Raw genomic sequence first — 13,359 nt, 5'->3', positions numbered from 1 at the left:
CGGGTGCGCCGATCAGCGCACCGCGGCCGTGGCAGACGCCGATCGCGACAGCACGCGCCAGCGCGACAGCAATTCGTCGCGGTCGACGTAACAGCCCTGCAGGTGCCGGCGGCCGGTCGACGGATCGAACTCGGTACGCGCATGCAGCACGCGCCGGTTGTCGAACGCCCACATGTCGCCCGCCCGCAGCCGGCGGTGTACACGCAAGCGCGGCTCGCGCGCGAGCGCGAGGAACCGCCGGTACGCGCGATAGACGGCCGCAACCGAGCCGGCCGGCGCATCGAGCGGCCCGCGCAGGAAGTTCGCGACGCGCACTTCCGTGACGTTGCCGCGCGCATCGAGCCCGATCACCGGCGCCGAACAGCGGTAGTCGCTGTTCGCACTCTTGTTCCAGAACTCGAACGGCGTCGACGCCAGTTGTTCGAAATCGGCCGGATGCTCGCGCCGCAGCGCATCGGCAAGTGCAAAGCCGTCGAGAAAGATGCTGTCGCCGCCCGTCGCTTCGTTGGCCAGGCAATGCAGGAACTGCACGCCCGGCTGCAACTCGCGTGTCGGCAGGTCGGTATGCGGCGGCAGGTTCAGCGACGTATACGCATTGCTGTCCGGGCGCGGTTTCGATTCGACGTCGAACAGCACACCGAAATTGCTTTCGCGGATCAGGCCGATGCGGCGCGCAATCTCGTCGACGCGGCCGCGCTCGGCCGGCACGCCTTCGACGAGCGTCAGCCCCGTGCGCTGCAGCGCGGCGAGCCAGGCGAGCAGTGCACCGTCGTCCTCCATCACGTCGCGCCAAGCGAATACGCCGATCGCCGTTGCATCGTCGCCGGCCCATACGTGCCGCCCGTGCGCGGCCAGACGCTCCGCCCGCGACGCATCGTCGTACGCATGCGCCCGCAACCAGCCCGGCGACCACGCGCTGCGATGCCCGTCGTTCCACTCGACATGCAGCGCACCGTCGGTTTCGACCTGCACGGTGAGCGCCGACAGATCCTCGCGCGCATCGGCAATCTCGAACACTTGCTCGCGCGTGAGCGCATGCACGCACGCGGAACACGGGCAGTTGTCGCGCAGCCAGTCGAAATGGAACGGCGATCGTCGCGCGTCGCTCCACTCGACGTCCACCGCGCCATTGCCGATCGTCGCCGCCGCGATGGCCGCGTCGACCGAAAACGTCCGCCAGTCCTCGATACGGTGTTGCACTGCTGCCTGCATCGTTGCCTCCCGGAAACGCCCGCTACGCGTGTGGTGCGAGCAAAAAACCGCCGACCATCCGATGCATGCGTGCGGCCTGCGGGCTCGTCCCGAGCGCGCGCCAGCAGCCGTGCACCAGTCCTTCTCCCATCCAGTCATGCGCGACCCCGCCGGCCGCGCGAATTCGTTCGACGTACACGCGTGCGTCGTCGCGCAGCGGATCGTGTTCCGCACCGATCGCGAGCACCGGCGGCAAGCCGTCGAAACGCAGCGCTTCCAGCGGCGCCGACGCGCGCAACAGCGGGTTGTCGTTCCGCAGCACGTCCGACAAGTCGCCATCCCAGTACAGTTCGCGATAGCGGTGAACGTCGTCGAGCGTCAGCATCGGCGCGTGCGCTTCCGCTTCGCGGGCGGGCGATTGCGGTTCGAAGCCGAGCATCGGATAGACGAGCGCGATGCCGTCGACGTTGCGTTCGCCCGCATCGCGCAGCGCGGTAGCCACGGCCGCCGCGAGCATCCCGCCCGCGCTGTCGCCCGCGAGCGTCAACGGGTGCACGCACGGCCCGAACGGCCAGCGTGCGTCGCGTGCGGCACGCGTGACTTCCAGGCAATCTTCGAGCGCGGCCGGCGCGCGGTGTTCGGGCGCCAGACGATAATCGACGGCGATCACGTCGAGCTCCGTGTCGGCCGCCAGTTGCGCCGTGATCAGCGCATGACTGTCGAGCGAGCCGACGACGAAGCCGCCGCCGTGAAAAAACAGCACCGTGCCGCGCGATATGCGGTGTGCGGACGTGTAGCGCCGCAGCGCGATCGCGCGCCCGTCCGGCGCGTGCCACACGGCGTCCTGCTGCACGATGCCGGCCGGCAGCGCGGCCGGCGTCCATTCGGCCGCGAAGCGGTCGTAGAGGCGGCGCTGCTCGTCGGGCGAGCGCGCCGCCGCATCGGCCGGATACCACGCGTCGACAGCGGCGACGAACGCTGCGATTTCCGGTTCGAGCATCGTGCGCGCTCCGCAGTCAAAAGTTGAAAGGTGAAGGGTAAAGATCGCCGCTAGCGGCGCGGCGGCAAGCCGATCACGCGGCCCGCATACGCAGGCGCCGCGCAATCGCGCTGCAACGCATGCAGCGCCGCCACACGCGCGGCCACGTCTTCGTCGAACGGCGCCGATTTCGCACCGTCGCGCGTATCGACGTGCAGCAGCATCTGCTCGCTCGCCGATACCGCGTCGTCATGCCCTTGCGCGAACAGTTCGAGATACAGGTGCAGCCGCTTTGCGTCGTGCGCGAGCACGCGCGCATCGACGCGCACCTGCGTGCCTTCCTTGATCTCGTGCAGGTAGTTCACGTGCGCTTCGAGCGTGTAGACCGAACGCCCCCGCTCGCGACGCGCGGCGTCGTCGAGCCCGATGCGATCGAGCAACGCATCGGTCGCGAAGCTGAAGATCAGCAGGTAGAACGCATCGCGCAGGTGGCCGTTGTAGTCGACCCATTCGGGCCGCACCACGTCGCGGTAAATCGTCAGCGGGGTATCGCCGGTCATCGCCTGTCCTTTAATCCTCGAATCGCATCCCGTGCCGCGCCTTCACCGCGGCGATCGATTTCAGCACCTCGGTGATGCACTCGTCGCGATAGCGTTCGAGCTCCTTGATGCTGCGCGTGCCCTGCTGTTCGGTCGTGCCTTCGACGACGCTGTCGATCAGCGCGTCGGTCAACGTCGGCGCGACCAGCTTCGTCCATGGCAGTTCGAGCGCAGGGCCGAACTGCTGCATGAAGTGTCGCATGCCCGCGTCGCCACCGGCCAGCGTGTAGGTCAGGAACGTGCCCATGAACGACCAGCGGATGCCCGCGCCGAAACGGATCGCATCGTCGATCTCGCCGGTCGTCGCGACGCCTTCGTTGACCAGGTGCAGCGCCTCGCGCCACAACGCTTCGAGCAGGCGATCGGCGATGAAGCCCGGCACCTCCTTGCGCACGTGCAGCGGCCGCATGCCGAGCTTGCGATAGATCTCCATCGCGCCTTCCACGGCTTCCGGCGACGTGCGCGCGCCGCCGAGCACCTCGACGAGCGGCAGCAAGTAGACGGGATTGAACGGGTGGCCGACCACGCAGCGCTCCGGATGCGTCGCCCGCGCATAGAAATCCGTCGGCAGCAGCCCCGACGTCGACGACGCGATGATCGCGTCGGGTTTCGCCGCGCGGCTGATCTGTTCGTGCAGTTCGAGCTTCAGCGCCTCGCGCTCGGGCGCGCTTTCCTGGATGAAATCGGCATCGGCGACACACGCCTCGATCGTCTCGACGAAGCGCAGCCGTGCGGGGTCGGCGCCCGGCGCGAGGCCGACGCGTTCGAGCGCGGGCCACGCGTTCGCGACGTTCGCGCGCAACCGTTCTTCCGCGCCCGGCGCGGGGTCCCACACGACCACGTCGAGACCGTGCGAGAGCGCACGGGAAATCCACCCGCTGCCGATCACGCCGGTGCCGATGGCGGCGAACGTCTTGATGTCGGTCTTCACAGCCATGTCAACGCATCCTTCAAATCAGGGGAAATCGGTGGGCGGCCGCGCCGGTGCGCATGCCGCCGTGTCGTATCGGTCAGCGAAAGAACTCACGCGAATTCGGCGATCGCTCGACGTTCGAGCGGACGCTCGCCGCGCGCCGGCAGGCCGAGCTTGCGGCGGCCTTCGGCCGGTGTCAGCACGCGGCCGCCGAGCCGTTCGATGACCTCGCGGGCGCGTTCGACGAGCGTGCCGTTGGTCGCATGCACACCGCGATCGAGCCAGATGTTGTCTTCGAGGCCCACGCGCACGTGGCCGCCGAGCAGCATCGCCTGCGCGACCATCGGCATCTGCATGCGGCCGATCCCGAAGCCAGCCCAGTGCGCGCCCGGCGGCAGGTTGTCGACCATCGCCTTCATCGTGCCCGTATCGGCCGGTGCGCCCCACGGAATGCCGAGGCACAGCTGGAACAGCGGCGGATCGTCGAGCAGGCCTTCCTTCAGCAGCTGCTTCGCGAACCACAGATGGCCCGTATCGAAGATCTCCAGTTCCGGCTTCACGCCGAGTTCCTGGATGCGCTTCGCGCCGGCGCGCAGTTGCGCGGGCGTCGACACGTAGATGTAATCGCCGTCGCCGAAATTCAGCGTGCCGCAGTCGAGCGTGCAGATCTCGGGCAGCAGCTCCTCGACGTGCGCGAGGCGCGTGAGGCCGCCGACCAGGTCGGTGCCCTTGCCGAAGCGCATCGGGTCTTCGCCCGGGCCGATCTCGAGATCGCCGCCCATGCCGGCCGTCAGGTTGATGATCACGTCGACGTCGGCCGAGCGGATGCGGTCGACCACTTCGCGGTACAGGTTCGGGTCGCGGCTGCCGCGGCCCGTCTGCGGATCGCGCACGTGGCAGTGCGCGACGGTGGCGCCGGCCTTCGCGGCTTCGATCGCGGCCGCCGCGATTTCCTTCGGCGTGACCGGAATCGCCGGATGCTTGCCGACCGTATCGCCCGCGCCGGTGACGGCGCAGGTGATGATGACTTCGTGGTTCATGCTGGGTGCCTCGCTTGATTCGGGTTGTGTCGCATTGCAGGGGTGGCGCGGGCGCCGGCCATCACAGGCCGAGATACGCCTTCACGGCAGGCAGGCCGTCCTTGCCGTCGAACGTCTTGACGCCCGCGAGCCACGGATCGAGCACCTGCGGATTCTTCTTCAGGTAGGCCTTCGCGGCCTCGGCCGGCTTCGTCTTGTTCATCACCGACTGCATCAGCTGGTTCTCGAGCTGCGTCGAGAAGCGCAGGTTCGTGACGAGCTTGCCCGCGTTCGGGCAGCGCGAAATGAAGTCGGGCGCCGTCAGCGTGTACACGCGCGCTTCGCCGTAGTTCGGCCCGAACGACGCATCGCCGCCGGACAGGTAGTTCATGCTGAGCTGGATGTTCATCGGGTGCGGCTCCCACCCAAGAAAAACGACCCACTTCTTCTCGCGGATCGCGCGCTCGACCGTCACCAGCATCCCGGCCTCGCTCGACTCGACGAGCTTGAAGCCGCCGAGCCCGTACTGGTTCGTGTCGATCATCTTCTGGATCGTCGCGTTCGCGCTGCTGCCCGGCTCGATCCCGTAGATCTTGCCGTCGAGTTCCGCGCGGTGTTTCGCGATGTCCTCGAAGGTCTTCAGGCCGGCCTGGTATTCGTAGCTCGGCACCGCGAGCGTCGCCTTCGCGCCGGACAGGTTCGGCGGTTCGACGACGTTGATCGACTTGCTGTCGAGGAACGGCTGCAACTGCTTCTGCTGCACCGGCCACCAGTAACCGAGCGACACGTCGAGCTGCTTGCTCTTCAGACCGGCGAACGAGATCGGCACCGACGCGATCGTCGTGGTCGGTTTGTAGCCGAGCGCCTCGAACACGGTCGACGCGAGCGCCGTGGTCGACGTGATGTCGGTCCAGCCGATATCCGCGAAACGCACGGTGCGGCAGGTCGCGGCATCGGTCTCGGCCAGCGCCGCGTTCGTGAACGCGCCGGTCGCCAGCACGGCCGCGGCAAGCGCGGCGATCTTCGTCGACTTCATGGTTCGTTTCTCCCGGTTGGTCTCGCGGCAGCCGGTGCGCGGAGTGTGCGCCGGCCTGCATCGTGGGAGTAAAAGTAACGAGCCATATTCGCCGCGAGAAGACCGCCGGCGACCTGTTCTTGACTATTTGCGACTATGAGTGGAAACCACTATGTTTTGCTTGAGGCTTGGTGGGCGGGGGTTTAAGGCGATTTCGAGTGGAAATCGGGTTGCCCCGATGCGGCGTGCGGCTTTCGATTGGGCCCCGGCGACACTGACAGATTTCCGACATACCCCCGGGTGCCGCGGATCGGCCCTAAGCTGGCCTCCTCAACACGTCCGGCCAGCCAGGAACCCCATGATCCTCACCGCTCTCTTTGTCGTGGCCGTTTTCGCCCTTGTTGCGCTCATGCACCGCGGCGTGATCGGCAAGGCCGACACGCAGCTTCGCGCACGACTCGACGCGGAAGGCCCGCGCGGCGATATATCGCGCCGGTTGATGCGCGAATCGGGATACCGCGTCTGAGGTCGCGCGGATCGTGACGGTAGCGATGCGCCGGCCTCAAGCGGCCGTCACCACCCGCACGAACGCCTCCGCCAGCACCGTCGGCTCGACCGGCAGCACCAACGCGCACACCGACTTCGCGTCTTCATCCGAAAGCGGCACGAACACGGCGCCGTCGATACCGAGACTCACCATCCGCTCCGGCACGATCGCCACGCCGCGCCCGGCCGCGACGAGATTCAGCATCGACGTCTTCGGCGACACGATCCGGGCCGCTGTCGGTACGAAGCCCCGTTTCAGGCAGAGATCGATCACGACGCGCGCCAGCCCGCCCCGCTCGCGATACACGGCCGACACGAACGGCTCCCGCCGCAACCGCGAAATCGCGACGCGCTTGCGGCCCGCGAGCGGATGATCGGCAGGCACCGCCACGCACAGGCGCTCGGCCGCCAGTTCGACGAAGCGTACGCGCGCATCGCGCCGCAGCACCGGCAGGCGGACGACCCCGACATCGGCACGGCCGTTCGCGATTTCAGTCACCTGATCCTCGGACGACGCACGATCGAGATCGACCCGCGCGCCCGGGCATTCGCTCATGAAGCGATCGAGATCGGGCATCAGGCTGCTGACGGGGACGGTGCTGGAATGCAGCAGCCGCAGTACGCCCGCCTCGCCGCGCGACAACTGCGAGCCTTCTTCGGCAGCCGCCGTCAGCGTGGCCGGGATCGACGCGACGCGTTCACGATAGATCGCGCCGGCCGGTGTCAGCCGGACGCCCCTTGGCGCACGGTCGAACAGCGGGAAACCGAGTTCGTCCTCGAGCTGGCCGATCTGCCGGCTGAGCGCCGACTGTGCGACGTGGAGCGCACCCGCGGCCGGCGTGAAGCCGCCGAGATCCGCCACGGTCAGGAAATACTGGATTTGCCGGAGTGATGGCATGCCGAAACGAGATGGATACGCGCCGAATTCGATATTTGCGTTATACCGTCGCGCTCCGCAGAATGAAAGCCTTCCGTGCCGGAGTCCCCGTTCCGGCCGCTCATACGGAGCGTTGATCGACGTGACTACCCTCCTGTCCTATCTGCTGGTCGTGGCGGCCGGCATCAGCGTCGCGTTGCAGCAGGTACTCAATGCGAACCTCCGCGCGCAGATCGGTTCGCCGTGGTGGGCCGGGTCGGTCAGCTACCTCGTCGGCCTGGCCGCGATGCTGGCCATCGCGCTGCTGTCGCCGCATCCGCGCCTGAGCAGCACCGTCTCCGGCGCAGGGTCGTGGTTCAGCTGGACCGGTGGATTCTTCGGCGCGGTATTCGTCGGCGTCGCGATATTGATGGTGCCGCGACTGGGCGCGGCCACGACGCTCGCGCTGATCGTCGTCGGGCAGATGACCGGCGCGCTCGTGTTCGACCACTTCGGCGTACTCGGCATCGCGCAGCATCCGGCCAGCCCGGTCCGCATCGCCGGCGCGGCGTGCCTGATCCTCGGGGTCGTGCTGATCCGCGCATGAAGGCGTCGCGGCCGGCACGCGTGCGTTGCCGATACGCCGGCCACGCACGCGCTCGCCCGCGACGACGCTCACGCGTAGTTCATCATCACCGATTTGCTTTCCGTGTACTGGTCGATCACCGCGCGGCCGAGTTCGCGCCCGAAGCCCGACTGCTTCATCCCGCCGAACGGCAACGCATTGTCGAGCAGCGAATGGCAGTTGACCCACACGGTGCCGGCTGCGATACGCGGAATCAGCTTGTGGATCGCCGACAGGTCGTTCGACCAGATGCTCGCGCCGAGGCCGTACGGCGTGTCGTTCGCGAGCTGCACGGCCGTATCCGGATCGTCGAATGGCATCGCGACGAGCACCGGTCCGAAGATCTCCTCGCGCACGACGCGCATCGCCTGCGTCGTATCGACCAGCACGGTCGGCTCGACGAAGAAGCCGGGGCCGTCGATCGCACGGCCGCCCGCCGCGGCGCGCGCCCCTTCGCCGAACCCCGAGTCGATGTAACCGCACACGCGCTCGCGCTGTTTCGCCGAGACGAGCGGACCGATCTGCGTCGACGGGTCCATCCCCGGGCCGATCTTCAGGTTCGCGGCGATCTTCGCGACGCGCTCGATCACGCCGTCGAACACCTTCGAGTGGATATACGCACGCGAACCGGCCGTGCATACCTGCCCCTGGTTGAAGAAGATCGCGTTCGCGACGCCCAGCGCGGCCTTGTCGAGATCGACATCGGGCAGCACGATCACCGGCGACTTGCCGCCGAGTTCGAGCGACATGCGCGTCATGTTGTCGAGCGCCGCATGGCCGATCGTCTTGCCCGTCTGCGTCGAACCCGTGAATGCGATCTTGTCGATGCGCGGATCGCGCGACAACGCCGCGCCGGCCGTATGACCGTAGCCGGTGACGATATTGACGACGCCGTCCGGAAAACCGGCCGCCTGAATCAGTTCGCACAGGCGCAGTGCGCTCAGCGGCGTATCTTCGGCAGGCTTCAGCACGACCGTGCAACCGGTCGCGAGCGCCGGCGCAATCTTCCATGCCGCCATCAACAGCGGGAAATTCCACGGGATGATCGCGCCGACCACGCCGACGGGTTCCTTGCGCGTGTAGGTGAATATCTCGCTGTCGGGCATGTACGGCATGCCGGCGTCGATCACACTGCCTTCGATCTTGGTCGCCCAGCCGGCCATGTAGCGGAAGCACTGCGCCGCCATCGCGACGTCGAGCCCCTGCGCGACCATCACCGGCTTGCCGTTGTCGAGCGATTCGATTTCGGCCAACTCGCGCGCATTCGCTTCGATCAGGTCGGCGAGCACGAACAGCAGCCGCTCGCGGTCGGTGGTCTTCGCGGTGCGCCACGGGCCCGCGTCGAATGCACGGCGCGCGGCGGCGACCGCCTGCTGCACGTCGCGTTCGTCCGCTTCGGGCACGCGCGCGAGCACGGTGCCGTCGGCCGGGTTCACGACGTCGAACTGGCGGCCCGATGCGGCGTCGCTCCACTCGGCGCCGATCAGCATCTTCTTCGGCTTCGCGAGGAACGCACGCGTTGCGTCGAGCAACGGAAAGGTTTCGTTCGTCTCCATGTCCACGTTTTCCTGGTTCGTTGAATGAGTCGGTCAGTAGCGATCCGTGACGCCGTCGATCCCGCGCGCCTGCAACGCGCGGACGAGCCCGGCGCGCACGGTCGCGACGTCGGCAAAAGCGGGACGGCGGTGCGCGGCGACTTCGGCGGCCGTATAGGGCTTGAAGTCACGCGGCAGCGCATCGCGGTTCATCGTCGTGAGCACCCAGTTGAGCACGTCGGCCAGATCCTGGTCCGATAGCGCCGAGTTCGACGCGCCGGGCACGCGCATCACGTACTCCCGCCCGGCCGGCAGGTGCGTGAAATAGCCGAGCGAGTTCGCGAGCGGCGGCACCTTGCCCGGAATGCCGCCGCCCGTCGCCGTATGGCAGCCCATGCAGTTGAGCACCCAGTGCTGCCGCGCGAGTGTCGCGTCGGTTAAGCCGTCGGCATGCGCGGACGGTGCGACCACACACGCAGCGCCCGCCAGCAGCAGCCACGACGACACGCGACGCGACATGCCGGCGAGCCACGACGACGCGCCCCGCGTACCCTGCGCGGCGGCGTCCGCACGGGACGCGCGGGACGCGCGGGCGCCGTTCACAGGCCGAGCCCCTTGATCACCACCGCGCGTTGCGCGTGCACGGCCGTGCCGTCCATCTCCTTCGCGCGCGCCGCGCGGATATCGGCCGCCGTGAACGGCTTCGCGTCGCCGTGCTGCGCGTTGAGGTCGAACACGACGTAGTTGAGCACGTGCGCGATGTCGTCGTCGCTCGCGTTCGCGAACGACGGCATCTTGAAGTTGTAGCTCTTGTCGTGCACCTTGATCACACCGAACATCCCGTGCAGCAACGTCGCGACCAGTTGCGCCCGCCCCGGCTCGGCCGCCGCATACTTGCCCGGATACTCGGTCAGCGGCGGCGCGAGGCCGTCCTGCCCTTTGCCGCCCGCCTGGTGGCACACCGCGCACTGCGCGTCGAACAGACTCTTGCCAGCCGGGTAATGCACGGTTTCCTGTGCGCCGGCGGCGCCCGCCAACGCAAGGGCTGCAACGGCCGTCATGCTTGCAAAAGCGATCCTTCCTGCTTGCTTCACTTTCATTGCTTTGCCGCTCCCAGCAGAACCGAAACCGAACAGTGGTAATTCGAATTACCGTTCGCCATGCACCAGTTGATGTCGTTGTTCAGCGACAGCTTGTACAGCGGCTTCTCGCGCTCGTTGCGGTTGCAGAAACACTTGCCGCACGAAGTCTTGCCGCAGCAGTCGTTGTACGACACGATGTAGTCCGAACCATCGTGCGGATTGCGACAGGTGCCGATCCACGTGATCGGCGAAGGCGTCGTGCCCGGCGGGCAGCTGCTCGACGTTCCGCCACAGCAGCTGCAGAGCCAGCCGTCGATCGCGCAGTACTTCCAGTAGTCGCAGCTCATCGGGTCGTCGCTCGCCCCCGATGCGGCGGCGCCTGACGCGCCCGACGCCGCATCGGCCGCGTATGCGGTGCGGTCGACCGGCAGCAGCGGCAGCAGCGCCGATCCCACCAGCACCTTGCCGAGCTTCGCCATCGCGCTGCGCCGCGAACTGTGCTGCGCGACGCCGCGCGCCGACCGCTCGAACCATGAATCAAACAGGCCCATGTCGTTGTTCTCCCATGACGTTGTAAGTGGGTCGGCCGGTCATGCGTGCTGTGCGTGCGCGTCGTGGCTGTGATCGCCGTGCACGAACTGCTGCAGCGATGCGACACCGCGCTCCTTCGCCTCGAACAGGCTCTCGAGATGCTCGCGCGTGTTGACAAGCCCCTTCGCGCGCACCGTGCCGGTTTCGTCGAGCAGCACCGCGTACGGCAACTTGCCGATCTGGTATGCAAGGCCGAGCTCCTGCGACAGCACGTACGGGAAGCGCCCGAGGTCGTGCTTCTGCGCGAAGCGCGCGTGTTCGTCGAAATCGCCGTCGCTCGCGAGCACGATGTTCACCGGCGTCGCTTCGCTTGCCTGCAGCGACGGCAGCAGCGGCAGCAGCTTCTTGCAGACCGGGCACGTCGGCGACAGGAAGAACAGCAGCGTGGCCTTGCCCGACGCATCGATGCCGCCGACCTTCACCAGCGCGCCGCGAATGTCGGTCAGTTCGAACGTCGGCGCGATCGCGCCGACCGCCGGCCCCTTGTCAATCATCAGCGCGCCGGCCGGCATGATGCGTTCGTACAGGATGCCGATCTGGCGCACCAGCGCGAGGCAGATCGCGCCAAGCGCGAGGACGGCCACCCACAGCAGGGCGGTGGAAACGGTGAGAGCGGTTTGCATCATGAATTCCTCAGGTGGGAAAGGCGCGGTACGTTGGCGAGCAACACGTCGACGGTGAGCAGCGCGCAGACGATCAGCAGCACGGAGAAGAACAGCGTCAGGTAGTCGAACCACACGACGGCGCGCGCGCCCGGTTCGACGAACGCGGTGGCGGTCAGCGCGACGAGCAGCAGCACGCGCCCGACGTGCAGCCAGCCGATGCCGCGCGGCGCATCCGTGCGCGCGGCGGTGAAGCCGGAACAGCCGCAGTCGATGTCGGTATGGCCGCGCAGCAGGTTGATCGCGAGCCCGGCCGCGAAGGCCAGTAGCAGCGCGATCAAGCCGGTCGCACCGGCCGTGCGTGTATCGGGAAACAGCAGCGCGGCGGCGCCGAGCGCTTCCGCCAGCGGAATCGCGAACGCGACGGGCGCGGTCAGCGCATCGGGCAGCAGCCGGTAGCCGGCGAGCGCCTGCCGGAATGCAGCGGGCCGGCGCATCTTCGCGAAGGCGCCGAGCAGCACGACGGCGGCCGCGCCGGCCTGCGCGCTGGTGGCGAGTACGGGATCGAGGGTCATCGCGGCCTCACGGGTTGACGAGCAGCGACGACGTATTGCCGATCTGCTTCTCGACGTTCTGCAGCTTGCCGGTGCGCGCGTCCATCACGACGAGGTCGGACGTCGCCGTCAACCCGTAGAACAGCGGCTTGTCGTCCTCGCTCACCTGGATCGACACGAGCGGATCGATCTTCTGTTGCGCGAGATCCCAGCGCGCGACGCGCTGCTTCGACTTCAGGTCGAACACCCACACCTGCGTACCGGGATCCTTGTGCGAGCCGTCGGTACCCTTGTGCATCAGCACGTAGTAGCGGTTCTGCTTCGCCTGCACGGCCGTCTGCTGCATGCCGCCCGGACGCCAGCCTTCGGCGCGTTCGGCGTCCGTCAGCACCGGCCACGGCTTGCCGAACGCCGGCTTGTCGCCGCTGAAATCGGCGCTGCGCACGTTGCCGCCGTAGGTGGTGAACAGATAGTCGCCCTTGTAGCGCGACGCGTTCACGAACGCCGGATCCTTGTCGACATCGATGAACGCGTCCGACATCGTGCGCTTCGCTTCCTTGCCGTTCGCGTCGAGCGTGACGGTCAGCGCCTTGCCGCTCTCGCACAGCGCGGTGAAGCGGTCGTTGCCCGACGGATACGCCAGCACGCAGGCCGCCGTGTCGATCTCCGACAGCACCTTCTTCGACACCGCGTCGATCACCGTGATCGATGCGGCAGGCGTGATGTTCGCGACGTACAGCCGCTTGCCGTCGGCGCTGAACGCGGTGTTGTACGGCGACGGTACATGCTGCCCGTGCTTCGGCGGAATCACGATCTCGCCCGCGTGATCGAGCGTCGTGTTGTCGGTCATCTCGACGACATCGGTGCGCGTGCCGTGCGAGCCGCGCGAGAAGTAGGTCGTCGCGACGAAGCTGGTTTTATGGTCCGGCGAGATCGCGAGGCCGGGGCCGAAGCCGCCGTCGATCTGCCCGAGCAGCTTCTTCGCGTCGGCGTCGTACACATAGATGCGCCCGTCGGTCATCGACGGCATCGAGATGTCGACGATATAGACCTCGTGCGGATGCCACGGCGGCATCTTCTGCACGACCAGCTCCTCGGGCTTTTCCGTCGCGTTCGCGCCGCCGGCCCACGCCGCCGCGAACGCCAGCGTCGCCGCGAGCGCCGCGGTTCGTCGCCTTGTCCTCATGTCGCCTCCAGTTGGGGATTCACGTAATGTGGGGCGACTGTAGTTCGACAATAAATCCGGTCAGCA

General features: G+C 67.5%; 16 protein-coding genes. 2 read left to right on the top strand and 14 right to left on the bottom strand.

Annotated elements, in window-relative coordinates:
* Positions 1-12 precede the first annotated feature (12 nt).
* The 6 genes from KEC55_RS29895 to KEC55_RS29870 all read right to left on the bottom strand — a co-directional run bounded on the left by KEC55_RS29895 (position 13) and on the right by KEC55_RS29870 (position 5,737).
* Positions 13-1,212 carry a TauD/TfdA family dioxygenase gene (locus KEC55_RS29895; RefSeq protein ID WP_282508668.1) on the bottom strand — a complete coding sequence of 400 codons (1,200 nt, stop codon included), beginning with the start codon at positions 1,210-1,212 and terminating at the stop codon, positions 13-15.
* A gap of 22 nt (positions 1,213-1,234) precedes the next feature.
* On the bottom strand, positions 1,235-2,191 hold the full coding sequence (locus tag KEC55_RS29890; RefSeq protein ID WP_282508667.1) for an alpha/beta hydrolase: 957 nt from the start codon (positions 2,189-2,191) through the stop codon (positions 1,235-1,237).
* A 50-nt stretch (positions 2,192-2,241) separates the two neighbouring features.
* A complete protein-coding gene (locus KEC55_RS29885) occupies positions 2,242-2,730 on the bottom strand; it encodes a thioesterase family protein (protein WP_282508666.1) in 489 nt (162 codons plus the stop codon).
* Positions 2,731-2,740: 10 nt separating this feature from the next.
* Positions 2,741-3,706, bottom strand: coding sequence for an L-carnitine dehydrogenase (locus tag KEC55_RS29880; protein WP_282508665.1), 966 nt, complete (start codon positions 3,704-3,706; stop codon positions 2,741-2,743).
* A gap of 86 nt (positions 3,707-3,792) precedes the next feature.
* Positions 3,793-4,722, bottom strand: coding sequence for a 3-keto-5-aminohexanoate cleavage protein (locus KEC55_RS29875; RefSeq protein ID WP_089448200.1), 930 nt, complete (start codon positions 4,720-4,722; stop codon positions 3,793-3,795).
* A gap of 61 nt (positions 4,723-4,783) precedes the next feature.
* The gene (locus tag KEC55_RS29870) at positions 4,784-5,737 is read right to left on the bottom strand and encodes a choline ABC transporter substrate-binding protein (protein ID WP_282508664.1); all 954 of its coding nucleotides are present in this window, start codon (positions 5,735-5,737) and stop codon (positions 4,784-4,786) included.
* 337 nt (positions 5,738-6,074) lie between these two features.
* On the opposite strand from KEC55_RS29870, the gene KEC55_RS29865 reads away from it, so the two are divergent.
* Positions 6,075-6,242, top strand: a complete 168-nt coding sequence (locus tag KEC55_RS29865) for a hypothetical protein (RefSeq protein ID WP_282508663.1) — start codon at positions 6,075-6,077, stop codon at positions 6,240-6,242.
* A 36-nt stretch (positions 6,243-6,278) separates the two neighbouring features.
* On the opposite strand, the gene KEC55_RS29860 is transcribed toward KEC55_RS29865, so the two are convergent.
* Positions 6,279-7,160: a LysR family transcriptional regulator gene (locus KEC55_RS29860; RefSeq protein ID WP_282508662.1), complete on the bottom strand. Its 882-nt coding sequence runs from the start codon at positions 7,158-7,160 to the stop codon at positions 6,279-6,281.
* 121 nt (positions 7,161-7,281) lie between these two features.
* Between KEC55_RS29860 and KEC55_RS29855 the strand changes: the two genes are divergently transcribed.
* Positions 7,282-7,725, top strand: coding sequence for a DMT family transporter (locus KEC55_RS29855; RefSeq protein WP_282508661.1), 444 nt, complete (start codon positions 7,282-7,284; stop codon positions 7,723-7,725).
* Between the two features lie 68 nt (positions 7,726-7,793).
* On the opposite strand, the gene KEC55_RS29850 is transcribed toward KEC55_RS29855, so the two are convergent.
* The 7 genes from KEC55_RS29850 to KEC55_RS29820 are packed head-to-tail and all read right to left on the bottom strand — an operon-like array spanning position 7,794 to position 13,293.
* Positions 7,794-9,299, bottom strand: a complete 1,506-nt coding sequence (locus tag KEC55_RS29850) for an aldehyde dehydrogenase family protein (RefSeq protein ID WP_282508660.1) — start codon at positions 9,297-9,299, stop codon at positions 7,794-7,796.
* Positions 9,300-9,332: 33 nt separating this feature from the next.
* Complete coding sequence (locus tag KEC55_RS29845) at positions 9,333-9,881, bottom strand: c-type cytochrome (protein WP_432626304.1); 549 nt, start codon at positions 9,879-9,881, stop codon at positions 9,333-9,335.
* Positions 9,878-10,378, bottom strand: coding sequence for a c-type cytochrome (locus KEC55_RS29840; protein WP_282508659.1), 501 nt, complete (start codon positions 10,376-10,378; stop codon positions 9,878-9,880). Before KEC55_RS29840 ends, KEC55_RS29845 begins: the two co-directional genes overlap by 4 nt.
* Positions 10,375-10,911, bottom strand: coding sequence for a methylamine dehydrogenase light chain (locus KEC55_RS29835; RefSeq protein ID WP_176048352.1), 537 nt, complete (start codon positions 10,909-10,911; stop codon positions 10,375-10,377). The genes KEC55_RS29840 and KEC55_RS29835 overlap by 4 nt, the downstream gene beginning before the upstream one ends.
* Positions 10,912-10,950: 39 nt before the next feature.
* A complete protein-coding gene (gene mauD, locus KEC55_RS29830) occupies positions 10,951-11,577 on the bottom strand; it encodes a methylamine dehydrogenase accessory protein MauD (RefSeq protein ID WP_282508658.1) in 627 nt (208 codons plus the stop codon).
* The gene (locus KEC55_RS29825) at positions 11,574-12,128 is read right to left on the bottom strand and encodes a MauE/DoxX family redox-associated membrane protein (protein ID WP_282508657.1); all 555 of its coding nucleotides are present in this window, start codon (positions 12,126-12,128) and stop codon (positions 11,574-11,576) included. The genes mauD and KEC55_RS29825 overlap by 4 nt, the downstream gene beginning before the upstream one ends.
* Positions 12,129-12,135: 7 nt before the next feature.
* Positions 12,136-13,293: an amine dehydrogenase large subunit gene (locus KEC55_RS29820; protein ID WP_282508656.1), complete on the bottom strand. Its 1,158-nt coding sequence runs from the start codon at positions 13,291-13,293 to the stop codon at positions 12,136-12,138.
* Between the last annotated feature and the right edge of the window lie 66 nt (positions 13,294-13,359).

This window comes from Burkholderia cepacia (assembly GCF_029962485.1).
Lineage (GTDB): Bacteria > Pseudomonadota > Gammaproteobacteria > Burkholderiales > Burkholderiaceae > Burkholderia.
Note: the sequence above shows the minus strand (reverse complement) of the source record. Positions and strands in the feature narration are given on the sequence as shown.

What these genes read in the sequence shown, in the direction of transcription:
- KEC55_RS29895 (WP_282508668.1), bottom strand. Translation starts at nt 1,212, where the DNA reads ATGCAGGCAGCAGTGCAACACCGTATCGAGGACTGGCGGACGTTTTCG.
- KEC55_RS29890 (WP_282508667.1), bottom strand. Translation starts at nt 2,191, where the DNA reads ATGCTCGAACCGGAAATCGCAGCGTTCGTCGCCGCTGTCGACGCGTGG.
- KEC55_RS29885 (WP_282508666.1), bottom strand. Translation starts at nt 2,730, where the DNA reads ATGACCGGCGATACCCCGCTGACGATTTACCGCGACGTGGTGCGGCCC.
- KEC55_RS29880 (WP_282508665.1), bottom strand. Translation starts at nt 3,706, where the DNA reads ATGGCTGTGAAGACCGACATCAAGACGTTCGCCGCCATCGGCACCGGC.
- KEC55_RS29875 (WP_089448200.1), bottom strand. Translation starts at nt 4,722, where the DNA reads ATGAACCACGAAGTCATCATCACCTGCGCCGTCACCGGCGCGGGCGAT.
- KEC55_RS29870 (WP_282508664.1), bottom strand. Translation starts at nt 5,737, where the DNA reads ATGAAGTCGACGAAGATCGCCGCGCTTGCCGCGGCCGTGCTGGCGACC.
- KEC55_RS29865 (WP_282508663.1), top strand. Translation starts at nt 6,075, where the DNA reads ATGATCCTCACCGCTCTCTTTGTCGTGGCCGTTTTCGCCCTTGTTGCG.
- KEC55_RS29860 (WP_282508662.1), bottom strand. Translation starts at nt 7,160, where the DNA reads ATGCCATCACTCCGGCAAATCCAGTATTTCCTGACCGTGGCGGATCTC.
- KEC55_RS29850 (WP_282508660.1), bottom strand. Translation starts at nt 9,299, where the DNA reads ATGGAGACGAACGAAACCTTTCCGTTGCTCGACGCAACGCGTGCGTTC.
- KEC55_RS29840 (WP_282508659.1), bottom strand. Translation starts at nt 10,378, where the DNA reads ATGAAAGTGAAGCAAGCAGGAAGGATCGCTTTTGCAAGCATGACGGCC.
- KEC55_RS29835 (WP_176048352.1), bottom strand. Translation starts at nt 10,911, where the DNA reads ATGGGCCTGTTTGATTCATGGTTCGAGCGGTCGGCGCGCGGCGTCGCG.
- mauD (WP_282508658.1), bottom strand. Translation starts at nt 11,577, where the DNA reads ATGATGCAAACCGCTCTCACCGTTTCCACCGCCCTGCTGTGGGTGGCC.
- KEC55_RS29825 (WP_282508657.1), bottom strand. Translation starts at nt 12,128, where the DNA reads ATGACCCTCGATCCCGTACTCGCCACCAGCGCGCAGGCCGGCGCGGCC.
- KEC55_RS29820 (WP_282508656.1), bottom strand. Translation starts at nt 13,293, where the DNA reads ATGAGGACAAGGCGACGAACCGCGGCGCTCGCGGCGACGCTGGCGTTC.